The sequence below is a fragment of the Kitasatospora sp. NPDC059146 genome (genome assembly GCF_042786665.1).
Taxonomy (GTDB): domain Bacteria; phylum Actinomycetota; class Actinomycetes; order Streptomycetales; family Streptomycetaceae; genus Kitasatospora.
This window is the reverse complement of the sequence record NZ_JBHZCY010000147.1, coordinates 1-22,316: the sequence shown is the minus strand read 5'-3', so window position 1 is coordinate 22,316 and position 22,316 is coordinate 1. Positions and strand designations below refer to the sequence as shown.

General features: G+C 75.1%; 28 protein-coding genes and 1 pseudogene. 13 read left to right on the top strand and 16 right to left on the bottom strand.

Features of this window, described 5'->3' with window-relative positions:
• Positions 1–561, top strand: a 561-nt coding sequence (locus ACFXPX_RS38045) for a TetR/AcrR family transcriptional regulator (RefSeq protein WP_380644679.1), incomplete at its 5' end; no start/stop codon positions are given.
• 267 nt (positions 562–828) lie between these two features.
• Positions 829–1,449 (top strand): hypothetical protein, encoded by a 621-nt coding sequence (locus ACFXPX_RS38040; RefSeq protein ID WP_375896766.1) that lies wholly within the window; start codon positions 829–831, stop codon positions 1,447–1,449.
• A gap of 41 nt (positions 1,450–1,490) precedes the next feature.
• Here the strand turns inward: ACFXPX_RS38040 and ACFXPX_RS38035 are convergent, their stop codons facing one another.
• Together ACFXPX_RS38035 and ACFXPX_RS38030 are read right to left on the bottom strand one after the other, a co-directional pair.
• Positions 1,491–2,126 carry a flavin reductase family protein gene (locus ACFXPX_RS38035; protein ID WP_380525875.1) on the bottom strand — a complete coding sequence of 212 codons (636 nt, stop codon included), beginning with the start codon at positions 2,124–2,126 and terminating at the stop codon, positions 1,491–1,493.
• A 145-nt stretch (positions 2,127–2,271) separates the two neighbouring features.
• Positions 2,272–2,904 carry a carbonic anhydrase gene (locus ACFXPX_RS38030; protein ID WP_375896771.1) on the bottom strand — a complete coding sequence of 211 codons (633 nt, stop codon included), beginning with the start codon at positions 2,902–2,904 and terminating at the stop codon, positions 2,272–2,274.
• 101 nt (positions 2,905–3,005) lie between these two features.
• Between ACFXPX_RS38030 and ACFXPX_RS38025 the strand changes: the two genes are divergently transcribed.
• The 3 genes and pseudogenes from ACFXPX_RS38025 to ACFXPX_RS38015 all read left to right on the top strand — a co-directional run bounded on the left by ACFXPX_RS38025 (position 3,006) and on the right by ACFXPX_RS38015 (position 4,560).
• A complete protein-coding gene (locus tag ACFXPX_RS38025; RefSeq protein ID WP_380644678.1) occupies positions 3,006–3,551 on the top strand; it encodes a hypothetical protein in 546 nt (181 codons plus the stop codon).
• Between the two features lie 205 nt (positions 3,552–3,756).
• Positions 3,757–4,138: pseudogene (locus tag ACFXPX_RS38020) on the top strand (helix-turn-helix transcriptional regulator).
• 5 nt (positions 4,139–4,143) lie between these two features.
• The gene (locus ACFXPX_RS38015) at positions 4,144–4,560 is read left to right on the top strand and encodes a VOC family protein (RefSeq protein WP_380525872.1); all 417 of its coding nucleotides are present in this window, start codon (positions 4,144–4,146) and stop codon (positions 4,558–4,560) included.
• Between the two features lie 3 nt (positions 4,561–4,563).
• On the opposite strand, the gene ACFXPX_RS38010 is transcribed toward ACFXPX_RS38015, so the two are convergent.
• From ACFXPX_RS38010 to ACFXPX_RS38000, 3 genes are read right to left on the bottom strand one after another with little or no spacing between them, the layout of a single operon-like run.
• On the bottom strand, positions 4,564–4,761 hold the full coding sequence (locus tag ACFXPX_RS38010) for a hypothetical protein (RefSeq protein WP_380525870.1): 198 nt from the start codon (positions 4,759–4,761) through the stop codon (positions 4,564–4,566).
• Positions 4,758–5,525 (bottom strand): MerR family transcriptional regulator, encoded by a 768-nt coding sequence (locus ACFXPX_RS38005; protein ID WP_380525868.1) that lies wholly within the window; start codon positions 5,523–5,525, stop codon positions 4,758–4,760. The genes ACFXPX_RS38010 and ACFXPX_RS38005 overlap by 4 nt, the downstream gene beginning before the upstream one ends.
• A 54-nt stretch (positions 5,526–5,579) precedes the next feature.
• Positions 5,580–5,711 carry a hypothetical protein gene (locus ACFXPX_RS38000; protein ID WP_380525867.1) on the bottom strand — a complete coding sequence of 44 codons (132 nt, stop codon included), beginning with the start codon at positions 5,709–5,711 and terminating at the stop codon, positions 5,580–5,582.
• Positions 5,712–5,764: 53 nt separating this feature from the next.
• On the opposite strand from ACFXPX_RS38000, the gene ACFXPX_RS37995 reads away from it, so the two are divergent.
• Positions 5,765–7,072, top strand: coding sequence for an RNA-guided endonuclease InsQ/TnpB family protein (locus ACFXPX_RS37995; RefSeq protein WP_380644677.1), 1,308 nt, complete (start codon positions 5,765–5,767; stop codon positions 7,070–7,072).
• A 110-nt stretch (positions 7,073–7,182) separates the two neighbouring features.
• Here ACFXPX_RS37995 and ACFXPX_RS37990 read toward each other — a convergent pair whose 3' ends face one another.
• The 3 genes from ACFXPX_RS37990 to ACFXPX_RS37980 all read right to left on the bottom strand — a co-directional run bounded on the left by ACFXPX_RS37990 (position 7,183) and on the right by ACFXPX_RS37980 (position 10,447).
• Positions 7,183–8,025 carry a BPL-N domain-containing protein gene (locus ACFXPX_RS37990; protein ID WP_380644680.1) on the bottom strand — a complete coding sequence of 281 codons (843 nt, stop codon included), beginning with the start codon at positions 8,023–8,025 and terminating at the stop codon, positions 7,183–7,185.
• 221 nt (positions 8,026–8,246) lie between these two features.
• Positions 8,247–9,503: an MFS transporter gene (locus ACFXPX_RS37985; protein WP_380644676.1), complete on the bottom strand. Its 1,257-nt coding sequence runs from the start codon at positions 9,501–9,503 to the stop codon at positions 8,247–8,249.
• Positions 9,504–9,661: 158 nt separating this feature from the next.
• Positions 9,662–10,447 carry an NAD(P)-dependent oxidoreductase gene (locus ACFXPX_RS37980; RefSeq protein ID WP_380593086.1) on the bottom strand — a complete coding sequence of 262 codons (786 nt, stop codon included), beginning with the start codon at positions 10,445–10,447 and terminating at the stop codon, positions 9,662–9,664.
• A 65-nt stretch (positions 10,448–10,512) separates the two neighbouring features.
• Here ACFXPX_RS37980 and ACFXPX_RS37975 point away from each other — a divergent pair, with 65 nt between their 5' ends.
• Positions 10,513–11,421 carry a LysR family transcriptional regulator gene (locus ACFXPX_RS37975; protein WP_375896789.1) on the top strand — a complete coding sequence of 303 codons (909 nt, stop codon included), beginning with the start codon at positions 10,513–10,515 and terminating at the stop codon, positions 11,419–11,421.
• Between the two features lie 198 nt (positions 11,422–11,619).
• Complete coding sequence (locus tag ACFXPX_RS37970) at positions 11,620–12,180, top strand: DinB family protein (protein WP_375896792.1); 561 nt, start codon at positions 11,620–11,622, stop codon at positions 12,178–12,180.
• 61 nt (positions 12,181–12,241) lie between these two features.
• Here ACFXPX_RS37970 and ACFXPX_RS37965 read toward each other — a convergent pair whose 3' ends face one another.
• Positions 12,242–13,765 (bottom strand): alpha/beta hydrolase, encoded by a 1,524-nt coding sequence (locus ACFXPX_RS37965; RefSeq protein ID WP_380644675.1) that lies wholly within the window; start codon positions 13,763–13,765, stop codon positions 12,242–12,244.
• Between the two features lie 156 nt (positions 13,766–13,921).
• Between ACFXPX_RS37965 and ACFXPX_RS37960 the strand changes: the two genes are divergently transcribed.
• A complete protein-coding gene (locus ACFXPX_RS37960; RefSeq protein ID WP_380644674.1) occupies positions 13,922–14,443 on the top strand; it encodes a cupin domain-containing protein in 522 nt (173 codons plus the stop codon).
• 310 nt (positions 14,444–14,753) lie between these two features.
• On the opposite strand, the gene ACFXPX_RS37955 is transcribed toward ACFXPX_RS37960, so the two are convergent.
• From ACFXPX_RS37955 to ACFXPX_RS37940, 4 genes are all read right to left on the bottom strand, one after another.
• Complete coding sequence (locus ACFXPX_RS37955) at positions 14,754–16,067, bottom strand: RNA polymerase sigma factor (protein WP_380644673.1); 1,314 nt, start codon at positions 16,065–16,067, stop codon at positions 14,754–14,756.
• Positions 16,067–16,486, bottom strand: coding sequence for a YciI family protein (locus tag ACFXPX_RS37950; RefSeq protein ID WP_375896843.1), 420 nt, complete (start codon positions 16,484–16,486; stop codon positions 16,067–16,069). Before ACFXPX_RS37950 ends, ACFXPX_RS37955 begins: the two co-directional genes overlap by 1 nt.
• Positions 16,487–16,731: 245 nt before the next feature.
• The gene (locus tag ACFXPX_RS37945; RefSeq protein ID WP_380593091.1) at positions 16,732–16,941 is read right to left on the bottom strand and encodes a DUF397 domain-containing protein; all 210 of its coding nucleotides are present in this window, start codon (positions 16,939–16,941) and stop codon (positions 16,732–16,734) included.
• Positions 16,938–17,822, bottom strand: a complete 885-nt coding sequence (locus ACFXPX_RS37940; protein WP_380644672.1) for a helix-turn-helix domain-containing protein — start codon at positions 17,820–17,822, stop codon at positions 16,938–16,940. Before ACFXPX_RS37940 ends, ACFXPX_RS37945 begins: the two co-directional genes overlap by 4 nt.
• A 247-nt stretch (positions 17,823–18,069) precedes the next feature.
• Here ACFXPX_RS37940 and ACFXPX_RS37935 point away from each other — a divergent pair, with 247 nt between their 5' ends.
• Positions 18,070–18,510 (top strand): ATP-binding protein, encoded by a 441-nt coding sequence (locus ACFXPX_RS37935; RefSeq protein ID WP_380593093.1) that lies wholly within the window; start codon positions 18,070–18,072, stop codon positions 18,508–18,510.
• Positions 18,511–18,534: 24 nt separating this feature from the next.
• Here the strand turns inward: ACFXPX_RS37935 and ACFXPX_RS37930 are convergent, their stop codons facing one another.
• Together ACFXPX_RS37930 and ACFXPX_RS37925 are read right to left on the bottom strand one after the other, a co-directional pair.
• Positions 18,535–18,882: a transcriptional regulator gene (locus ACFXPX_RS37930; protein WP_380525853.1), complete on the bottom strand. Its 348-nt coding sequence runs from the start codon at positions 18,880–18,882 to the stop codon at positions 18,535–18,537.
• A complete protein-coding gene (locus ACFXPX_RS37925; protein ID WP_380644671.1) occupies positions 18,879–19,355 on the bottom strand; it encodes a hypothetical protein in 477 nt (158 codons plus the stop codon). The genes ACFXPX_RS37930 and ACFXPX_RS37925 overlap by 4 nt, the downstream gene beginning before the upstream one ends.
• Before the next feature lie 117 nt (positions 19,356–19,472).
• Between ACFXPX_RS37925 and ACFXPX_RS37920 the strand changes: the two genes are divergently transcribed.
• From ACFXPX_RS37920 to ACFXPX_RS37910, 3 genes are read left to right on the top strand one after another with little or no spacing between them, the layout of a single operon-like run.
• The gene (locus tag ACFXPX_RS37920) at positions 19,473–20,417 is read left to right on the top strand and encodes an ABC transporter ATP-binding protein (RefSeq protein WP_380525850.1); all 945 of its coding nucleotides are present in this window, start codon (positions 19,473–19,475) and stop codon (positions 20,415–20,417) included.
• Entirely contained in the window at positions 20,414–21,268 is an 855-nt protein-coding gene (locus ACFXPX_RS37915) for an ABC transporter permease (RefSeq protein WP_380525848.1), read from the top strand. The genes ACFXPX_RS37920 and ACFXPX_RS37915 overlap by 4 nt, the downstream gene beginning before the upstream one ends.
• Before the next feature lie 30 nt (positions 21,269–21,298).
• Positions 21,299–21,610, top strand: coding sequence for a hypothetical protein (locus ACFXPX_RS37910; protein WP_380644670.1), 312 nt, complete (start codon positions 21,299–21,301; stop codon positions 21,608–21,610).
• Between the two features lie 126 nt (positions 21,611–21,736).
• Here the strand turns inward: ACFXPX_RS37910 and ACFXPX_RS37905 are convergent.
• Positions 21,737–22,316, bottom strand: a 580-nt coding sequence (locus ACFXPX_RS37905; protein WP_380644669.1) for a transposase, incomplete at its 5' end; no start/stop codon positions are given.

Here is a 22,316-nt window from a genome sequence, read left to right as displayed (position 1 = left end):
GCCCCCCGGCCGCTGCGGGCCGACGCGCGGCGCAACCGGGAGAAGATCCTCACCACCGCCGCGCGCGTGTTCGGGGAGCAGGGGCCGGACGCGCACCTGGAGCGCATCGCCAAGGAGGCGGGCGTGGGCAGCGCCACCCTCTACCGCAACTTCCCCACCCGGGAGGACCTGATCGAGGCGGTCTACCGCAACGAGGTGGCCCAGCTGTGCGAGGCCGCCCCCGCCCTGCTCGCCGAGCGGCCGCCCGTCCAGGCGCTGCGCGCCTGGACCCGCCTGTTCCTGGACTACGCCACCGCCAAGTACGGCATGATCGACGCCCTGCGCGCCATCGCCGCCACCGGGGCCAACCCCTACGGCGGCAGCCGGGAGATGATCCGGGCCGCCGTCACCGCGCTCATGGACGCCTGCGCGGCCGCCGGCGCGATCCGCACCGACATCCGGCCCACCGACCTCGCCGCCGCCCTGGAGGGCATCGCCCTCACCTCGGCGGGCGCCGGGCACCGCGAGCAGGCCGAGCGCCTGCTCGACCTCACCCTGGACGGCCTCGCCGCGCGGCGGTGAGGCACCGGTGGGGCAACGGCGACGAGGGCCGGGGCCGCCAACGGCACGATCGAAGGGAGGCGGCCCCGGCCCCGGTCCGTTCCCGTACGGGCGGGGCATCGACCGCGGAAAGCCCGTACGGCTGCGGTCGGCACCCATTCGACGACTTCAACAGCACTTGAAGTCAAGCCCCCCGGCCGCGCCCCCGACAGGAAACCGGACACCGCCGCGGGGTAGCCTCGCTCCCGGCGGGGGCCGACAGGCGCGACGGGACGAGGGGCGGACGGGATGACGCAGCAGCAGCGCGGCTACTGGCGGGAGGCGGACGGCACGGCCGTCGCCGTCAGCCAGGCGCACATCGTGTGGACCAGGGCGGCCTACCCGGCCCTGGTGGACGTGGCCCACCGCTACCACGCGGTGATCACCTACGCCGAGCTGGCCGAGGCCGTCCAGCAGGCCTCCGGGGTGCGCACCAGCGTCAACCAGCGGCACTGGATCGGCAAGGTGCTGGCCCTGGTGGTGCGCGAGGCCCACCGGCGCGGCGACCCGCCGCTGACCGCCCTGGTCGTGAACGCCACCGACGGCATGGTCGGGGCCGGCTACCAGGACGTGCTGGAGGTCGCCGGGCAGCCGCCCGTCCTGGACGAGATGGACCGCGAGCAGCACGCCGCCGCCGCCCGGCTCGCCTGCTACCGGCACTTCGGCGCCGACCTGCCCGCCGACGGCGGCATCCCCGCCCTGGCCCCGCGCCTGAAGACCACGGTGACCCGCCGCAAGAGCGCCGCCGCCGCCCCCGCGGCCGCCGCGGCCACCGCGACCACCCCGCGCCCGCCGGCGATCTGCCCCAACTGCTTCCTGGAACTGCCCGCGACCCGGGTGTGCGACTCCTGCGGGGCGACCGTCGCCTGAGCCGGGGCCCGGGACACGGCCCGGGGTGCGGCCCGGCCGCCTCACACCGCGGCCGGCATCCTCCCCGGCATCTGCCAGCCCTCCGCCAGCCGCGAGGGCGTCAGCCGCCGCCCCTCGCCGAAGAACTCGCAGAACTTCATGATCAGCGGGTCCCAGCCGACCGGGTCCACGTAGTGGTCGGTACCCGGCACGATCAGCCGCTCCTCCACGTGCGCGCGCACCACCGAGACCTCGAAGGCGGTGCACCCCGGGTTGCCCGCCAGCGGCCGGGCCTCCTCCAGCCGGCACTCCAGCTGCACCGGGCACTCGGCCGCCCGCGGCGCCGCCACCAGCTCACCGGGCAGCTCGGTCAGCCCCGCGGCGGCGAACTTCCCCCGCTCGTGCCGGTAGCCCTGCGCGAGCCGGTGCTCGGTGATCCGCGGGTTCGCGGTCAGCAGCGCCAGCGCGTCCACGGCGTCGACCTGCCCGGCCGAGGGCAGGTTGAGCACGCACTCGCCCTCGCGCCGCAGGTTGACCGACGTCTGGGAGCTGTTGCCCAGCCCCAGCACGCAGGTCTGCCCCAGCCACCAGGCCGAGGACATCGGCGCCAGGTTGGCGCTGCCGTCCTCGTTGCGCGAGCCGATCAGCACCACCGGGGTGCCGAAGTAGAGAACCTTGAGATCGGTGACCTTGTGCACGGGAAGAGCCGTCCTCGCATCGGATGAGTCGGTGGCCCGGACCGGACGGTCCGCGACCGGACACCGACTCTGCCCCCGCCCGCGCCCCGGCGCTGGCGGGGATCGGACACCGCGTTCCCGCACCCGCAGCACGCGGCGCCGGGGGTCAGCCCAGGCCGCGGACGGCGACCGTACGGGCCTGGCCGTCGGTCAGCCGGTACGACAGGCCCACCACCGCGGCCCGCCCCTCGGCGACCCGGGCGGCCAGCAACTGCGAGCGCTCCAGCAGCAGGTCCACCGTCTGGCGGATGTGCTCGTCCACGATCGCGTCCGGGTCCTCGATGCCCGCCGCCTTCGCCGACAGCACGCTCGGCGTCACCCGCTCCACCACGTCCCGCACGAAGCCGCCGGGCAGCCTGCCCTGCTCCAGGGAGTCCAGCGCCGCCGCCACCGCGCCGCACGAGTCGTGCCCGAGCACCACCACCAGCGGGCAGTCCAGCACCGCCGCCCCGTACTCGATGCTGCCCAGCGCCTCCGCACCGGTCACATGACCGGCGGTGCGCACCACGAACAGGTCACCCAGGCCCCGGTCGAAGATGATCTCGGCGGCCAGCCGGGAGTCGGAACAGCCGAACAGCACCGCGAACGGCTTCTGCGCCGCCCCCAGCGCGGCCCGCCTCCCGGCGTCCTGGTTGGGGTGCTCGGGGCTGCCGCCGACGAAACGGGCATTGCCCTCCAGCAGCACCCGCAGCGCCTCGGCGGGGTCGGATATCGGGCCGGATATCGGAGAGGAGATCATGCGGCCACCCTAGATCGCCGCCGCCGGGACCCGCAGCCGGGGGCCGGGTGCCACGGAAAAGCGGATGCCCGCGCCCCCGCCGCCGTGGCAGGGTCGCGCGCATGAACACCGACACGCCCACCGGCTGGTCCTTCGCCACCGCCCGGCAACCCGCCACCTTCGGGGCCTGCACCGTCGAGGGCGAACCGGACGAACCGGAGCACGCCGCGGTCGGCGACGACCGGACACTGTGCCAGGAACAGCCACGCACCATCGTCCGCTACCGCCACCCGTTCGGCGTGCGCGTCGGCGCCCGGTTCTGCCCGCGCTGCCGGCACCTCGCCGCCGCCGCCCCGACCCGCCCCGGCGTCCAGGAACGCCTGCACGAACGCGTCCTGGACGCCGCCGAGGGGCCGCTGCGCGCGGACCTGCTGGCCGCGCTGCGCCGCGGCGCGCCCGTCCCCAAGTGGTTCAACGGCCCCGCGGACTTCCTGGCGTCGCACGCCCGCCTCGACGAACTGACCGAGGGCGCCGCCCCCGCCGCCGCGGCCTTCGAGGCGCAGACCCTCTCGCTGGCCGTGGCCGAGGACGGCCCCTGGCGCTACCTCGTCGTCCTGCCGCACGACGGCGGTGCCCCGCTGCTCGCCCGCGGCCCGCGCACCGCCTGACGCCTGTCCCCCGGATCCCCGCCGGGTCCGCGGCGTCGGGGCACGCACCTCGCCGCGGTGGCGGCCGGCCCGCCCGGCGCCACCGCCCGGTTACCGGGCGCGCGCCGGGCGGGGCAGGGTGTCCGAGCGGCCCGGTACGGTGGCTGCCGTGCCCACCCGCGTACCCCTCGAAGACCTCGTCCGGCTGCGCCGGGCCCGCGACCGGATGGACCGCGAGTACGACCAGCCGCTGGACGTGCCCGCCCTGGCCCGCACCGCGCTGATGTCGCCCGGCCACTTCTCGCGCAGCTTCCGCACCGCCTACGGCGAGACCCCGTACAGCTACCTCATGACCCGCCGGATCGAACGGGCCAAGGCGCTGCTGCGGCGCGGCGACCTCAGCGTCACCGAGGTGTGCATGGCGGTGGGCTGCACCTCGCTCGGCTCCTTCAGCAGCCGCTTCACCGAACTGGTCGGCGAGAGCCCCAGCGCCTACCGCTCCCGCGACCACGCCGACGGCGAGCCCATCCCCGCCTGCATCGCCAAGATCCGCACCCGCCCCGCGCGCCGCACCTGAGGCGAAGAGCGGCCCCTCTCCCGTAAGTTGACGTGCATGAGCATCGAACTCGCGCAGTGCTTCATCGCCGTCGACGACCACGACAAGGCGCTCGCCTTCTACCGCGACGTCCTCGGCTTCGAGGTGCGCAACGACGTCGGCTTCGAGGGCATGCGCTGGGTCACCGTCGGCTCGCCCGAGCAGCCCGGGGTGGAGATCGTCCTGGAACCCCCGCTGGCCGACCCGCACGCCTCCGAGGACGACCGCCGGGCCGCCGCCGAACTCCTCGCCAAGGGGCTGCTGCGCGGCGTCATCTTCCGCACCGACGACTGCGACGCCACCTTCGAGCGCATCCGCGCCGCCGGCGCCGAGGTCCTCCAGGAGCCGATGGACCAGCCCTACGGTGTGCGCGACTGCGCCTTCCGCGACCCGGCGGGCAACATGCTGCGCTTCAACCAGCCGCGCGCCAGGTAGCGCTCAGGACCCGTCGGCCGGGCGGCCCAGGCGGTGCAGGACCAGCCAGGCCTGGACGCCCTGGGCCAGCAGCACGGCCGGCGGCACCGACCAGGGCAGCAGGCCGGCCAGGGCCAGCGGGAACAGCGCCAGGACGGTCACCGCCAGGACGGGCAGGGTGCTCAGCAGGGCGACGCGCAGCCGCACCCGGCGGGGCATCATGACGCCTCCCGGGCCCGGTCGAGGAAGGTGCGCAGGTCGGCCCAGGCGTCGGCGGGGGCGGCGGGGTCGCCGGACAGGGCGGCCGGGTCCTCGCACCAGGCGGTGCGCACGGCGGCGGACAGCGTGGTGTCGCCGCCGCTGAACAGCCGGGAGAGCTCGTCGAGGCGGGCGGCGATGCGGCGCACCCGGGGGTCGGCCGGGTCGGTGCCGGCGGCGCGCAGGGCCTCGGCGCGGCGGTAGAGCTGGGGCCACTCGACCTCCAGCAGGTAGTGGGCGGCCGGGCCGAGGGCGGCCGCGTGGTCGGCGAGGGCGTGCAGCTGGTCCTCGTCGAGGTGGCGGCGCAGGGCCTCGTCGGCGGCGGGCCGGGTGGCGCCGGCGGCCCGCACCAGGCGCAGCAGGTCCTCGGTGCCGGGCTCGCGTGCGGCGGCGAGCTCGCCGTCCAGGTGGCCCAGGCGCTCGCGCAGCTCCCGCAGCGCCGCCAGGGAGGCCTCGGTGGCGGCCAGGTGCTCGCGCACCAGGCGCCGCACGTCCACGCCGGCGTCCAGGCAGGTGGCGATGGTCTCCAGGCCCAGGCCCAGGCGGCGCAGGGCGAGGATCTGGTAGAGCCGCACGACGTCCTGCTCGGTGTAGGCGCGGTGGCCGGAGGCGGTGCGCCGGGAGGGGCAGAGCAGGCCGAGCTGGTCCCAGTGGTGGAGGGTGCGTACGGTCAGTCCGCTCGCCTCGGCGAGCGGGCCGACCTTCCAGGTCTGTTCGGAGGAGGGCATGGCACGAGCATCCCTTCTGACGCCGCGTGAGGTGCAAGCCCCCAGGGGCGCACCTCAGGCGGCACGGGCGGGCAGCGGGTAGTCGGGCAGGGCGATGTCGCCGGCCTTGGCGAACTGGGCGGCCAGGACGGCGCGCAGCGGCCAGCGGCCCATCCAGCGCATCGAGGCGGCGCGCAGGCGGATCATCAGGGCGCTGTCGGGGGCGCCTGTTGTCAGTGGGTCAGGTTATGTTCTCGGGCATGAAGATCGTGGTGCGGGTGAAGCTGGTGCCGGAGGCTGACCAGGCCACCGCGCTGCGTTCGACCCTGCGCGCGGTCAACGAGGCCGCGTGCTGGGTGTCGGCGGTTGCGTTCGAGCGCGGGGTCCCGCGTGAGTACGAGCTCCGCAAGCACACCTACGCCGGATTGAAGGCGATAGGGCTGGGGGCGCAGGCCGCCCAGCACGTCATCAAGAAGACCCGTGACGCCTACACCACGTTGAAGGCCAACATCCGCGCCGGGAACCTCGGCAGGCCGGGCTCCGAACGACGGGTCAAGGCGGAGTCGAAGCCGATCACGTTCCGGGCCGAGGCCGCACAGCCGTATGACGACAGGTGTTTGAGCTGGCAGCTGGACCATCGGACCGTCAGCATCTGGACAATGGCCGGACGGCTCAAGGGTGTGCGATTCGCGTGCTCGCCCGACGCGCTCACGATGCTCCGCGAGCACCGCAGGGGCGAGTCCGATCTCATCGAGCGCGACGGCGAGTTCTACCTGATCGCCACCTGTGAGGTACCGGAGAAGCCGCTCAACCAGAGCCCGGCCGCCTTCATCGGAGTGGGCCTCGGCATCGCCGACATCGCCACCATCAGCACCGGCTACCGGGCCGCCGGACGCGGCCTGAACCGGCACCGTAAGCGCCAGCTCGACCTGCGGCGCAAGTTGCAGGCCAAGGGCACAAAGTCCGCCAAGCGCCTCCTCAAGAAGCGGTCGCGGAAGGAAGCCCGGCACACCGCCAACGTCAATCACATCGTCTCCAAGACCATTGTTACTGCCGCTGAACGCACCGGCTTCGGTATCGCCCTGGAAGATCTGACGGGCATCCGCAGTCGGGTACGGCTCCGCAAGGACCAGCGGACCCAGTTGCACTCGTGGGGCTTCCACCAGCTCGGCCGGTATATCGCGTACAAGGCGAAGCGGGCCGGGGTGCCGCTGGTGTACGTCGATCCGGCGTACACCAGCCAGGAATGCTCCCAGTGCCACCACATCGACCGGAAGAACCGCGTCGACCAGGCAACGTTCGCCTGCCGGTCCTGCGGGACCGTCCTGCACGCGGATACAAACGCGTCCCACAACATCGCCCGCAAAGGCGAGACCGTGTGGACCGCGGGGCGTGAGTCACGCGTCCCAGCCACCGCAACCCAGGTGGCTCAGACGTGGGAGGCCACGCGACAGCCAGCCGCGCCCTACCCACAGGCCCGGTCCCTTCAAGCTCGGGTCAAGTTGACGAACCAGCTGTCCAGTTCGCGGGCGAGCGTCGAGTCGTGGACGGCGAACCAGCAGTGGTAGCCGCCGATGGAGCGGTAGTGGTCCTGTTCGGGGCCGAAGGCCAGGCGGTGCACCGTGGAGTGCAGCCCGTTGACTCAGGGGTGGGTCAGGGTCAGGCCGGGCCCGGGGCGTCAGGACTTCGGCGCCGTGCCCAGCAGGGTGTGCACCAGGTCCCCGCCCAGGGCCAGGCCGGCCGGGGACTCGTCGGAGAGGCCGTAGTCGCGGTACCACTCGGCCGGGGCCTCCGGGTGCGGGCCGCTGACCGCCACCCGGCCCGAGCCGTACGGGGCGACGGCGGCCGCGGCCCGGTCGTTGGTGTAGCGGGCCAGCACCTGGGCGCCCGGGCCCTCCAGGTCGAAGTACGGGCCGTCCTGGAAGTACATCCGCTGCGGCCGCCCGCGCCAGGAGACGTCGACCAGGTGGTCCTGCTCGTCGGTGACGGTGGCGCCCCCGGAGCTGATGTACTGCCCGGAGTCGCCCGGCAGGAGGCCGTAGCCGGGGTCGTGGCCGGCCAGGTAGCCGCCCATGCACAGCCCCAGGTAGTGCCCGCCGCCGCGCACGTAGGCGCGCACCAGCTCGGGGGAGAAGCCCGGGTCCTGCTGCAGCAGGCGCCAGGCGGTGGACACCTCCTGCCCGTTGGTGCCGCCCGGCTGCACGTACAGCGCCGCGCCGGACAGCGCGTCCGGGCCGAAGCGGACCTCCTCCTCGGGCCCGATGTAGCGCACCGCGAAGCCGTCGTGCTCCAGCAGGTCGTGCGCCGCCTCCGGGCAGCCCTCGCAGGCCGCCGGGCCCCGGTAGACCAGCGCCAGCGGACGGCCCTGCGGATCCGGCGCGGCCCCGCCGCCCGCGTCCGCGCGCGGCGCCCGGCCGGCCCGGGCGGCGCCGTCCGGGCCGCCCCCGGAGGGGGGAGCCCCGCACGCCGACGCCGCCAGCACCACCGCCGCCAGCGCCGCCACGCCCCGCCCAACCCTCATGACCTGCACGCGTGCCGCCTCCCCGGGCCGTTGCCGTCCGCCGCCACGACGCTACGGCCCACGCCCCCGGGCCCGCACACCAGCCCCCCTGATCGGGTGAACGGGGAGGCGGTGGTTGACCGGCCCCCGGGTGGAACCGGGGGAGGCCCGCGGTTGACGGCCCCGGGGACTCGGGAGCGTTCGGGCGTCAGGAGGCCCCGGGCCTCAGGAGGACGCGGGCCTCAGGAGGACGCGGCCGCCGCCGCGAGCGCCGGGGCCGGCGCCGGCCGGGCCGGCGGGAACCGCCGCAGCCGCACCAGCGCCAGCACCAGCAGCAGGGCCAGCGCCCCGGCCGCACAGGCCGGCGCGAACGCCGCGAGGGGCCCGTGCGCGCCGACCAGCGGCCCCACCCCCGTCACCGCCAGCCCCTGCCCCGCGATCAGCCCGCTGCCCAGCAGCGTCATCGCCTCCGCCATCCGGCCCGCCGGCGCGACCCGCTCCACCAGGCCGAACACCGCGATCAGCGCCGGCGCCACCGCGAACCCCACCGCCCCCACCGCCACCGCCGCACCCGCCACCCCGTCCACCGGCAGCAGCCCCAGCAGCAGCACCGCCTGCGCCGCCACCGCCGTGCGCAGCCGCGCGGTGAGGTCGAAACGCTCCGCGAACGAGGCCAGCAGGACCCCGGCCGCCGCGCTGCTCACCCCCATCGCCGACCAGACCAGGCCGCCGACGCCCGCGTCCCCCCGGGCCAGGTACTGCACCCCGGTGTTGGCGGCGCCGAACACCACGCCCTGCAGCACCGTCACGGCGATCAGCACCAGCAGCGGCCCGGACAGCACCCGCCCCGCCGCCGTGCGCCCCGCCGCCGTGGGCGCCGCTGCCACCGCGGGCGCCGGCGCCGGGGCCGTCGGGTGCAGCGCGAACACCGTGCCGAACACCGCCATCAGCACCGCCGCGCACACCAGGCCCGCCGCCGGGTGCACCGCCCAGGCCAGCACCCCGACCAGGGCGGGGCCGGCCACGAAACTCGTCTCGTCCACCACCGCGTCGAAGGCCAGCGCCGGGCCGACCAGTTCGTGGCCGTCACGGCGCCCGCCCGCCAGCGCGATCCAGCGGGTCCGCGACAGCGGCCCGATCTGCGGCACGGTGAAACCCGCCAGCGCCGCGCACCCGGCCTGCACCGCCGGCGCCAGGGCGCCGACCGAGGCCACCACCAGGGCGGCCGTCAGCAGCGCGTTGGCCAGCGACGCCGCCAGGATCACCGGACGGTGGCCGCGCCGGTCGGCCAGCCGGCCCAGCAGCGGCCCGCCCACCGCCTGCCCGCCCCACAGCAGGCCCGCCACCACCCCGCCGCGGCCCACCCCGTCCAGCGCGGTCACCATCAGCAGCGTCCCGGTCGGGCACAGCGCGGCGGGCAGCCGGGCGAGGAAGGACACCAGGGGCAGCCGGGGCCCGGCGAGTCGGACGACGCCTTGCACGGCGGTGCGAGCGGACAAGGGGCGCCCTTCATCGGTGGTCGCGGCGGACGCCCCCCACTACACCGGACGGCGCGCGCGCCCGGCCATCGGCGGCGGCACCAAGCCGGCCGCGCCGCGGGCGGGGCGGCGCTGGACGTTCCTCCGAGCCGCAGGCCCGCCCTCCACGGCGGCGGGCGTCAGTCCTCCCGCAGCGCCCGCACCACCGCCGACAGGTCCCGGTCCGCGATCGACGGGTCCGCCAGCAGCGCCTGACGGGCCGCCGCCAGCAGCGGGCCGCCGCCCGCCAGGGCGAGGTCCTTGGCGGCCAGCCGCACCGGGAAGTCCGACTCCGCGCTGCGCGCCCGGGCCACCACCCCCGCGAGCGGCCCGGCCGCCAGCACCTCCAGCGCCTGCTCCTGCGGCACACCCAACTCGCCCGCCACCGACAGCACTTCGTCCAGGACGGCGACCGAGGTGACGATCGCGCCCATCACCACCACCTTCAACGCCGCCCCCGCACCGGGGCCCCCGCAGCGCCGCACCCGGCCCAGGCGGGACAGCACCGGCTCGGCGCGCTCCAGGTCGGCGTCCTCGCCGCCCGCGTAGACGGTCAGCTCGCCGCGGGCGGCCGGGCCGACGCTGCCCAGCACCGGGGCGTCCACCAGGGCCACGCCCTCCGGCAGTCGCTCCCGCAGCCCGGCGAGGGCGCGCGGGCCGATCGAGGACATGTCGATCCACAGGGTGCCGGGGGCCAGCGCGGCGGTGAAGCGCCCGGCGACCTCGGCGGCGGCCTGCGGGTCGGAGAGCATCGTGACGACGATGCCGGCCCCGGCCACCGCCCCGGCCGGGTCGGCGGCCTCGGTCAGGCCGTCGGCGCGGCCGGGAGTGCGGTTCCACACCGTCAACGGGTAGCCGGCGGCGGCCAGGCGACGGGCCATCGGCAGCCCCATCCGGCCCAGGCCCAGAAAGGCGATCTTTTCCATGGCCCCCACGCTAGGCAGCCCCGAGCCAGGCGACAAACGAATGTCTCGCATGGTACTCATGCGCAATGGACATGGCTTGGCTGGACGTCTTCCGCACCGTCGCCCACCTGGGCTCCTTCACCGCCGCCGGCGAGCGCCTGGGCTTCACCCAGTCCGCGGTCTCCCGCCAGATCGCCACCCTGGAAGCCGAGTTGGGTGCCCCGCTGTTCGACCGCCTGGCCCGCGGGGTCCGGCTGACCGAACACGGCCGCGCCCTGCTCCCGCACGCCGAGGCCCTGCTGGAACGCCTCGACACCACCCGCCGCGACCTCGTCGCCCTCACCGAACTCGACGCCGGACGCCTGCGGGCGGGCGCCTTCGACAGCGCCAACGCCGAACTCGTCCCCGCCGCCCTCGCCGCCTTCCGCACCGCCCACCCGCAGGTCGAGACCACCCTCACCGAAGGCCTCAGCGCCCAGCTGCTGGAGCGCCTCGCCGAGGCCACCATCGACCTCGCCGTGGTCGCCTCCTACGCCGAGGACCCCCAGGACGCCTACGACACCGACCAGTTCGAGCTGCACCCGCTGCTCGCCGACCCCGTCCTGGTCGCCCTCCCGCGCGGCCACCGGCTCGCCGGCCGGCGCCGCCTGCGGCTGGCCGAACTCGCCGACGAACCCTGGATCGCCGCCCGCCGCGACCCCGGATCCACCCTGCTCGCCGCCTGCCTGCGCAGCGGCTTCCAGCCCCGCATCGAGTACGCCGTCGGCGCCTGGGCCGCCAAACTCGGCCTGGTCGCCGCGGGGTTGGGCCCCACCCTCATCCCCGCCCTGGCCGCCCGCGCCGCCCGCCCCGACATCGCCCTGGTCCCCCTCCACCCCCAGGACACCCCCGTGCGCCACGTCTGCACCGCCACCCGCCGGGGGCAGCGGGTGCCGCCCGCGGTGGCCGGCTTCCTCGGCTTCCTGCGGGCGGCAGCCGACGCCCACCGGGGCTGACGCCCACCGGGGCTGGCGCTCGCCGGAGTTGGCTCCCACCGGGGCCGGCGCTTGGCCGGAGTCGGCGCTCCGCCGCCTCCACCGTCCGGGCCGGCGGCACCGCGATCGTCAACCGGGCAGGGCGGCAGGGTGGCAGGGTGGCCGGGTGGCGCGTTAACTCGGTTGAAGGGCGAGGTGGTTGCGGGCGATCATGCGGGGATGAGCGAGCGACCCGAGCGATGGACCCAGGCCACCGTCTACCCCGACATGTGGGCCGACCCGGCCGACGATCCGCGCAACAGTGAAGGCCCCGCCCCGGACGGCGAGGCCGCCACCCTTGAGGACTACCTGGTCAACTACCGCCTCACCCTGCGGATGAAGTGCGAGGGCCTGGACGCCGAGCAGCTCGCCCGGCGCTCGGTGCCGCCCTCGACCATGTCGCTGCTCGGCCTGGTGCGCCACCTGGCCGAGGTGGAACGCGACTGGCACAACTGGATCCGCGAGGGCGAGCCGCAGCCCAAGCTCTACGGCGCCCGCGACGCCGACTTCGACGGGGCGCTCCCCGACCCGGCCCTGGTCGAGGCCGCCTGGCGCGACCTGGAGCGCGAACAGGCCGCCCTGGACGCCGCGTTGGCCGCCCATCCGGACCTCGGCGAGCGCCTCGGCAAGCAGCGGCTGTCGGTCCGGGAGGTCCAGGTGCACCGCATCGAGGAGTACGCCCGCCACTGCGGCCACGCCGACCTGCTGCGCGAGTGCGTGGACGGCCGCGTGGGCCAGTGACGTGAGGGCCGCCGGGGCGGCCGGCGCCCCGGCAGCCCGGCGGCCCCGGCGCCCCTTGCCGTCAGCAGGTGGCGTCGGCCGGCGGCAGTACGCCGGTGGACAGGTAGGCGTCCACGGCGCGCTGGGCGCAGGGGCTGTAGCCGTTGAGGAGGACGGTGTGGATCCGGCCGGGGACGGTCAGCAGCCGGGAGGCGGACAGCCGGGCGTGCAGGGCCAGGGCGCCGGCGTAGGGGGCGTGGGTGTCGCCGGTGGACTGGATCTGCAGGGCGGGCACCGCGTTGCGCACCTGGACGAACGGCTCCTGCGGGTCGGTCGGCCAACTCGCGCACGGCGTCGGCCCGTTGAACACCGGTCCGAAGAGGGGCCGGGTGGCGCGGGAGCGTTCGACGGCGGCCGCGTACCACCCGGGGGAGCGCGGCATCGCCACGTCGTCGCACAGGTAGCCGATCGTGGCGGCGAGGTCGGCGCCGGCCTGCGGGTCGGGCGCCAGGACGGCCGTCAGCAGCGCGTGCAGGGTCGGGCTCGCCTGCACCGGCCTGCCGTCGGCGGCGTCCAGCAACTGGCGCAGCACGTCCGCGTAGTCGGCGCTGTCGCGGTCGTCGCCCTGGCAGACGGTGAGCAGGAACGGCAGCAGGGCGCCGTCGAGGCGGAACCCGTCGATGCCGATCGGCGCCGCCTCGGCGCGCCGGACCAGGCCCTGCACGGTGGCGCGCACCGCCGCCGCCGTCGCGCCCAGCCGGTACCGGCCGTCGCGGGGCGCGGCCCAGGCGGCGAAGTCGTCCAGCGCCCGCTCGTTGGCGGCCCCCATGTCCTGGAGCGTCCGGACCCCGTACCGGTCCGGGTCCGGCGCGCTGTCCAGCACCAGGCGGTCCACCCGGCCCGGGTACAGCTGCGCGTACACCGCGCCCAGCAGCGCGCCGTAGGACTGGCCGAAGAAGGAGGCGCGCGGCTCGCCCAGGGCCGATCGCAGCACGTCCAGGTCGCGCGCGGTGTTGCGGGTGGTCAGGTGCGGCAGCAGGTCCGGGTACTTGTCCAGGCAGGCGTCGGCGTCCGCCTTCGCCAGGCGCCAGCTCTCCCGGAAGCCGGCCGCGCCGCTGCCCGCCGAGCGCAGCCAAGTGCCGTGGTTCAGGCCGCAGTCGAGGCCGCCGCTGGCACCCACCCCGCGCGGGTCCATCCCGATCAGGTCGTAGGCGGCGGCCGTGGCCGGGGCCAGCCGGTCGCGCAGCGCGACCGGCAGGGCCAGTGCGCGCTCGCCGGGGCCGCCCGGGTTGGACAGCAGGACGCCGTGCCGGGCGGCGGGGTCGGCGGAGCGGATCCGGGAGACGGCGAGGGGCAGGGTGCGGCCCTCGGGCGCGCGGTAGTCCAGCGGGACGGTGAGCGTGGCGCACTCGGCGCCGGCGGCGGCCAACTCCGGATCCTGGCACAGGCCCCAGGCGAGGGCCTGGTGCCGGAAGCGCTCCGGCGGATCGGCGGCGGCGGCCTTGTCGGCCGGTGCGGCCGGTGCGGCCGGGGTGGCGGCGGTGGCGGTGGGAGCGGCGGCCGCGGACAGGGCCAGGGCGGCGGCGAGTACCAGGGCGGGCTTCATGGCGTCCACCCTAAAGTCCCCGTGCCGTAGGGGGGTTGGCGGCCCGAGGAAGGCCCCGTGCCGTCGCGCGGGCGCACCTGCCGGATCCGATTGACCCATGGAAACGGTGCTCGATTGCCCCATGATCGTGGGTCTTTCCGCTCCTAGGCTGGTCCCATGACGACGACGGAGAACACCGCCCCCGCTGCCATCCCCGCCACCGCCCCGGTCCTGGCCCGCCACGGTGAGGCCGAGACCTGCGCCGACCCGAGCGCCACCATGACCCTGCTCGCCGAGACGGCCCCCGGCGAGGGCGGCTTCACCGTCTACCGCTCCGCCTTCGCCCGGGGCGCGGTCGGGGCCCCGGCGCACTTGCACACCCGGGCGACGGAGCTGTTCTTCGTGATCAGCGGCTCGCTGCGGGTCCTGGTCGGCGAGGAGGTCACCGTCCTGGACGCGGGCGACTTCCTGGCCGTGCCCCCGCACACCCCGCACGCCTTCGCCGCCGCCCCGGGCTCCGAGGCCGACGTGCTGTTCGTGTTCGCCCCCGGCATGGACCGCTTCGACTACCTGCGCCTGCTGGGGACCGTCATGCGCGGCGAGGCCGACCCGGGGGCGATCGCCGCCTCCGCCGAGCGCTTCGACAACCACTACGTGGACAGCCCCGCCTGGCGCGCCGCCCTGGCGGGCCGGGCCTGACCCGGTCCCGGGGCGCGGGGCCCGGGGCGTCGGGCTCCTTCGACGGGCCGGGGCGGCCCGGGTGTGGAACGGTGGAAGGCCGGGGGATCAGGGGGCCGGTTGCGAGAGGAGTCGCCATGTCGTCGAAGCGCCGCCGCAAGAAGAAGGCCCGGGCCAAGCGCGGGGCCAACCACGGCCGCCGGCCCCAGTGCTGAACGGCTGAACGGCCGGTCCGTACGGCCCCGCGTCCGCAGCTCGGACGCCGGGCCGTACGTCCGGTCACCCTGCGCAGTCAGCCCGTGCAGTCACCCCGCGGAGTCGGCTTGCGGAGTCAGCCCGCGCCGTCGAGCGCGGCCGCCTTGCGCAGCAGCACCGCCCGCTCGCGGGCGTTGCGGCACAGCCGGGCCGCGAGCTCCAGCTCCGCCCGGGCCTCGCCGGTGCGCCCCAGGCGGGTCAGCAGTTCGCCGCGCACGCCCGGCAGCAGGTGGGAGCCGGCCAGGCGCCCGGAGACGGCCAGGTCGTCGACCAGGGTGAGCGCGGGCCCCGGCCCCTCGGCCATCGCGACGGCCACCGCCCGGTTGAGTTCGACCACCGGGGACGGCGCCACCCGGCCGAGCGCCTCGTAGAGCAGCACGATCCGTTCCCAGTCGGTGTCGGCCACGCCGGGCGCCGCCGCGTGGCAGGCGGCGATCGCCGCCTGGAGGCCGTACGGGCCCAGGCCCCGCCCGAGGGCGGCGGCCCGGCCCAGGGCCGCCAGGCCGCGGCGGATCGCCGAGTGGTCCCAGCGGCGCCGGTCCTGGTCCTCCAGGAGCACCGCCTCCCCGTCCGGGCCGGTGCGGGCCGGGAAGCGCGAGGCGGTGAGCTCGAACAGGGCGAGCTGCCCGTGCACCTCGGGTTCGTCGGGCAGCAGGGCGGCCAGGGTCCGGGCCAGCCGCAGCGCCTCGTAGGCGAGGTCGGGGCGCAGCAGGTCGGTGCCGGAGGTGGCCGTCGAGCCCTCGGTGAAGACCACGTACAGGACGCTCAGGACGGCGCCCAGGCGCTCGCGCCGCTGCCGCCGCGGCGGCAGCTCGAAGGGCACGTGCGCGGCGGCGATGGTCTTCTTGGCGCGGGTGATCCGGGCCTGCACGGTGGGCACCGGCACCAGGAACGCCCGGGCGATCTCCTCGCTGGACAGGCCGCCGACCACCCGCAGGGTGAGCGCCACCCGGGCCTCGGGGGAGAGCACCGGGTGGCAGGCGGTGAACATCAGGGCGAGGACGTCGTCGTCGACCCGGTCCGGGTCGAACGGCAGGTCCGGCGCCGGTGCGGGCCCGGCCGCCGAGCCGGCGCTGAACTGGCCCTCGGCCAGGCCGCCGGCGAGCGCGGTGTAGCGCTCGTCCAGGGCCGAGGCGCGGCGGAAGGCGTCGATGGCCCGGCGCCGGGCGCAGGCCAGCAGCCAGCCCACCGGGTCGGCCGGGGCGCCGTCGCGCGCCCAGGAGACCAGGGCCTCGGCCAGCGCCTCCTGGGCGACGTCCTCGGCCAGGGCGAAGTCCCCGGTGTAGCGGGCCAGCGCGCCCACGATCCGGGCGGACTCGATCCGCCACACGGCCTCGACGGCCCGCCGGGCGTCCTCGGTGCCCGGCGGGCCGTCGGTGGCTGCGGGCATCAGAGCTGGCCGGTCCGCTCGCGCCAGGCCCGCTCCTTGACGATCCACTCGTTGTCCTGCGGGAACTCCTCGATGCCGGGCACCCGGCGCACCTCGCACTTGGAACCGGGGAGGGCCGGCAGCCGCTTGGCCCACTCCACGGCCTCCTCCTTCGAGGCCACGTCGATCAGGTAGAAGCCGCCGAACAGCTCCTTCGTCTCCCCGTACGGGCCGTCGGTGACCACCGGCGCCTCCCCGTCGAAGTCGACCACCACGCCCTGCGACGGGTCGTCCAGCCCCTCGGCGGCCACCAGCACGCCGGCCCGGATCAGCTCCTCGTTGAAGCGCCCCACGGTCTCCAGCATCTCCTCGAAGGGCGTCTCCATCATCTTGGCCATGGACTCGTCCGTGCCCCGCATGATCAGCATGTACTTCGCCATCACAAACCTCCTTCGACGGGGGGCCGCCTTTCCGACCCTCTCCACCCCAAGGTCGAACGGCGCCCGCGCGGATCGACACCCTCGACGAAGACGGACGATATTCCCTCCCACCGACAGCCCCCGGCCGCCCCGCCGCCCGGGCCGCCGGACAGTACCCACCCCTGTGCCCCGTCGCTGCTTCGGCCGGCCGAAGCAGCGACGGCATCGTCCGGCCCTCTGCACAGGAAGTCGGCCCGGCCGACTTCCTACGCCGGGAAGTCTCCTGCGCGGACAGCGCCGATGAAGGCGGTCCAGGCGTCGGCGGTGAAGAGGAGGGAAGGCCCCTGGGGGTCCTTGGAGTCACGGACGGGAAGCACCCCCGGGAACCCGTCGGCGACTTCGACGCACTCGTTGTCGGGGCCGCTGAACGAGCTCTTCCGCCAAGCGGCGGTGGAGAAGTCGGGTATGTGCCTCATGTGCCGAGATCCTTGATAGAGGTGATCAGTTGCAGGGATTCCGCAGCTGGTAGTGCCTTGGTGCAGACATCGTCCCAAAGCTCCGAATACCCCTCCACCTCCGTCGCGCCCTCGAGCCACATGGATCCCGAAGGGTTGTCCAGCAGGACGACGTCCATGGCGGCCTCGGAGGGGAATCCGAGGATCACATAGGGCCCCGCCATGCTGGCGTGCGCGCCGACGCTGAACGGAACCACCCGGATCGTCACATTGGGCATGGACGCCGCATTCGCCAAGTGTGCGAGCTGCTCCCGCAGGACGGCGGGTCCGCCGACCTGTTGGCGCAGAGCGCCCTCGGCCAGCACGACCGACAGGGACAGTGGCGGATCGGCGGTCAATCGCTCCTGTCGCTTCAATCGAACGGTCACGAATTGCTCGACCTCCTCCGGCCGCTTCCAGCGGCGACCTGCCGAAGTGAGCGCGCGTGCGTAGTCCGGAGTCTGCAACAGCGCCGGGATCATCTGGCTTTGGAAGGTGCGCACGGAGGACGCCACGGCCTCCAGCGCAATGAAGTCACGGTAGGTGTCCGCGAGCACGTCGCCGTACTCGTTCCACCAGCCGCTCCCGCGCCGCCGCTTGTTGGCTGTGCGAGCAAGCTCGGCAAGGCGCTCGTGAACGGTCGGCTCATCGACGCGGTACAGCCGGAGCATCGCAGTGAGATCCGGAATCCGAACGGGGCTGCGACCGTTCTCGATTCGCGAAATCTTGCCTTTGGTGCAATCCAGCGCCTCGGCAACCGCGTTGGTGCTCAGGCCCGCACGCTCCCGCATGCCTCGCAGTTCCTCGCCCAACTGCCGTCCCAGCACGGTGGACGGCGCGCTCGCCACGCGATCCGGTTGCACGCAGCCTCCTCTGATCAGCAGTCAATCTGCGCTCACAGTAGCCGCGCAGGCAACCCCAGCTTCTCGCATCTTTTCTTCAAGCAACGTTGCGGATGATCTTAAGGTCGATGCATGCTACCTGGCGTAGCTAGGCGCGATACAGAGAGTGATCATTGCGAGCTTGCTGCCGGGCATCCCCATGCCTCGATCCGTTACCGGGTGTTCCCGCCCGATCTCGACCCCCAACCCCACCGGAGGTGGCTCCGCCATGCCTGAAACCGACGAGCCCGTCAGCCCGCCCGCCGGCCGCGGCTGCTGGTTCCCGCGTTCGCGCCGCTCGCCGATGCTCGCGCGGCGGATGCTGCGCGAGCTGCTCGCCACGGCGCCGGACGGCGACCGCTACCGCGAGGTCGGGGAGCTGCTCACCTCGGAGCTGGTGGGCAACGCCGTCCTCCACTCGGGCATGCCGGGGCGGCTGATCTGGGTGTCCTTCGACGTGAACGCCACCCGGCTGCGCATCGAGGTGCACGACGCCGGTGACCGGCCTCCGGTGCCTCAGCAGTCCGACCCCGGTGCTGTGGGCGGGCGCGGGCTGCTGCTCGTGGCGGCCCTGGCCGCCGAGTGGGGGCACTTCCCGCGCCCGGGCGGGGTGGGGAAGGCGGTGTGGTGCGAGTGCGCGCCCGCCGCCGCGCACGACATGAAGCCGTGAGCCGGATGCGCGGGCCCTCCCGGGCTACCCCTCGGCCGCCGCCTGCTCCAGGGCGGCGCCGAGGGCGGTGGCGGAGGCGGCGATGCGCTGGAGTTCGGCGAGGTGGGCGGCCAGGGCGCGGCGGCCCTCGGGGGTCAGGCGCAGCCAGGTGCGGGGGCGCTTGCCGACGTAGCCGCGGCGCAGCCTGACGTAGGAGGCGGCCTCCAGGGTGGCGGCCACCTTGCTCAGCGCCGACTCCGAGACCCCGCAGCCCTCCCGTACGGCGCGGAACTCCGCCTCGGCGCAGCCGGACAGGAAGGCGACCACGGCGAGCCGGGTGGGCTGGTGGATCAGCTCGTCGAAGGCCGGTTCCGGCGGCGGGTCGGTGCTCACGCGGCGCCCGTCCCGGCCGTCCCGGCCGTCCCGGCCGCCCCGGTCGCCCGCTTGCGGCGCAGCAGCAGGAAGTGGGTCGGGCCGCCGGTGAGGCCGAGGGCGAGCAGGAACCCGGGCAGGCCGAACGGCAGGGCCAGCGCCCCGGCCGCGAGCAGCGGCAGCAGCTGGAGCGCCGCGCCCGGGTACGACAGGGTGGGGACGATGCCCGGCCGGTGCTCGACCCGGTGGCTGACCACCACGTGGCCCACCAGCAGCAGCGCCGCGGCCAGCTGCACGAGGGCGGTGGCGAGCCACAGCCGCTCCGGCAGCAGGGCCGAGACGCCGGTCCCGGCGAACCCCGCCCCGAACAGGCCCGCGGCCGTGGCCGGGTACCAGGGGGGCAGCGGATTGGGCCGCCGGGCCGCCGCCCGGGCCCGGTGCGCGGTGCGCAAGGACGCGAGGGCGTCCTCGGGGGCGATGCCGTGAACGCTCACCTTGTGCTCCAACTCCCCGTTCCCGAAAGGCTCCTGACAGCACCGGAGATCCTGGCATTTACTTTCCCGCCGGGCAAGTACTAGCGTGGCGGGCATGTGCACGGGGGAGGCAAGGACATGACCGGGACGACGACGCCACGGGCGGGCACGGCCGACCGCTCCGGAGACGAACGGCCCGGGGGAGAAGCGGCGATCCTGACGTCCGGACTGCGGATGCGCTACGGCAGCCGGGACGTCCTGGACGGCCTGGACCTCAGGGTGGAACGCTCCGAACTCTTCGCCCTGCTCGGCCCCAACGGCGCCGGCAAGAGCACCACCATCGAGATCCTGGAGGGCTACCGCCGCCGCTCCGCCGGCCAGGTCACCGTCCTCGGACAGGACCCGGCCCGCGACGACCCCGCCTGGCGCGCCCGGATCGGGATCGTCCTGCAGTCCAGCCGCGACCACGGCCGCTGGCGCGTCGGCGAACTGCTCGGCCACCTGGCCCGCTACTACCCCGACCCCTACGCGCCCGCCGAACTGCTGGCCCGGGTCGGCCTCACCGACCAGGCCGACCGCACCGCCGCCACCCTCTCCGGCGGACAGCGCCGCCGCCTGGACGTGGCCCTCGGCCTGGTCGGGCGCCCCGACCTGCTCTTCCTCGACGAACCCACCGCCGGCTTCGACCCCGAGGCCCGCCGCGACTTCCACGCCCTGCTGCGCGAACTGCGCGACGAACGCGCCACCACCATCCTGCTCACCACCCACGACCTCACCGAGGCCCAGCAACTGGCCGACCGGATCGGCATCCTGCAGGCCGGCCGCCTCACCGCCTGCGGCACCCTCGCCGAACTCGCCGAAGCCGCCCGGGCCGAGTCCGAGGTGCGCTGGAGCGACCCCGACGGCACCCCGCGCAGCCTGCGCACCGCCGACCCCTCCCGGGCGGTCTGGGACCTGCACCGGCGGCTCGGCGGACCGATCCCCGACCTGGAAGTGCGCCGCCCCAGCCTGGAGGACACCTACCTCGGCATGGTCGGCGACGCCCGACCCGCCGAACCCGCCGAACCCGCGGAGACGCCGTGACCCCCGTGAACCCCTACGTCCTCGGCCTGCGCCGCGGCGCCGTCGAACTGCGCCAACTCCTGCGCAGCCGCAAGGACTTCTACTCCTACCTGACCACCCCGCTGGTCTTCCTCGCCATCTCCTACTGGCGCTCCGGCTCCGGCGGCACCGGCTCCGGAGACGCTTTGACCCAGCTCAGCCTGGCCGGCGGCATCGCCTCCACCGTCTTCATGTTCGGCCTCATGACCGTCCCCCAGTTCCTCTCCGGCGACCGGGAGGACGGCACCCTGCTGCGCCTGCGCGGCGTCCCCGGCGCGATGCCCGCCTACCTGGTCGCCAAGGCGCTCTTCGTCCTGGTGACCATGGGCGCCTCCATCCTCCTGCTGCTGGTCGGCGGCGCCCTGCTGCTGCACGCCGACCTGCCCGCCACCCCCGGACAGTGGCTCACCCTGGCCCTCACCCTGCTGCTGGGCACCGCCGCCGTCGTCCCGATGGGCGCCGCGATCGGCGCCCTGCTGCCCCCCGCCCGCGAGGCCCTCGCGCTGTACATGATGCCCATGCTCGGGCTGATGTTCATCTCCGGCGCCTTCGCCCCGCTGCGCAACCTGCCCACCGCCCTCCAGACCGTCGGCTCCCTCTTCCCGCTGCGCTGGATCGCCCAGGGCGTGCGCTCCGCCCTGCTGCCCGACAGCGCCAAGACCCTTGAAGTGTCCGGCAGTTGGCAACACCTGCCGATCGCCGGCGTGCTGCTGTGCTGGGCGGTGGCGGGCTTCCTGCTGGCCCCCGGCCTGCTGCGCCGGATGGCCCGCAAGGAGTCCGGCTCCGTCCTGTCCGAACGCGAGCGCAAGCGGCTGGCCAAGAGCGCCTACTGACCCCGAATGAAGGAAGAAAGAGGTACCACCATGCTCGTCCCCCTCCCCGGCCCCTCGCAGCCGGCCGGCCTCGACCCGCTCAAGGCCGCCCTGCGCGCCGCCCTGGACACCGCCGACCAGGTCGAACAGCCGGGCCTGCGCCGGGCCCTGCGGATCGTCGAGGACTTCGTCCCGGCCGCCGCCCCCACTCCGGTGGACTGGGCCCGCAACGTCCTGGTCCACGCCGGGATCGACCCCCGCACGGCCGAGGTCAAGGCCGTCCGGGAACTGCGCCGCGCGCACCCCGGCCTCAGCCTCCGGGACGCCGTCGCGCTGGTGCGGCTGGTCGTCGGGCACTCCTGAGCGTCACCGGTCCTCACCGGCGGGCCCCGCGCGTCACCGCACGCCCGACCGTCTGCGGCCGTCCGCCGTCCGCCGTCCGCCGGTCGGCAGACGGCAGACGGCCGCAGGCGGATGCTCTTATGGATGTCAAGCAGCGATGGTGAGCTGCTCGGTGGTGGTGCTCGGTGTGCTGGGCGTGGTCAGGACTCGGTAGATCTCTCGGGCGATGAACCGCTTGAGGCAGCGGATGATCTCCTTCTTCGAGAGGCCTTCGGTGGTCCTGCGCCGCATGTAGTTCTTGGTGCGTTCGTCCCAGCGCAGTCGGCACAGGACGATGCGGTAGAGGGCGGCGTTGGCCGCCCGGTCACCGCCCCGGTTGAGGCGGTGGCGGTGGGTGCGGCCGGAGGACGCCGGCAGCGGGGCGGCGCCGCAGAGCATGGCGAACGCCGCCTCGGAGCGCAGGCGTTCGGGGTTGTCCCCGGCGGTGACCAGCAGTTGTCCGGCGACGTCCGCGCCGACCCCGTTCAGTGCGAGCAGGTCCGGGGCGATCTCGGCGACCAGCGGGGCGATGAGGGCGTCCAGGTCGTCGATCTCCTCGCTGAGCCTCTGGTGGCGGCGGGCCAGGGTCCGCGGGGCGAGCTCGGTGGCGACGGTCGGGTCGCCGGCCCGCTCAGGGGCCGGGCCGGCAAAGGCGCAGGTGGCTATGAGCTGTCGGTCGCCCAGGTCC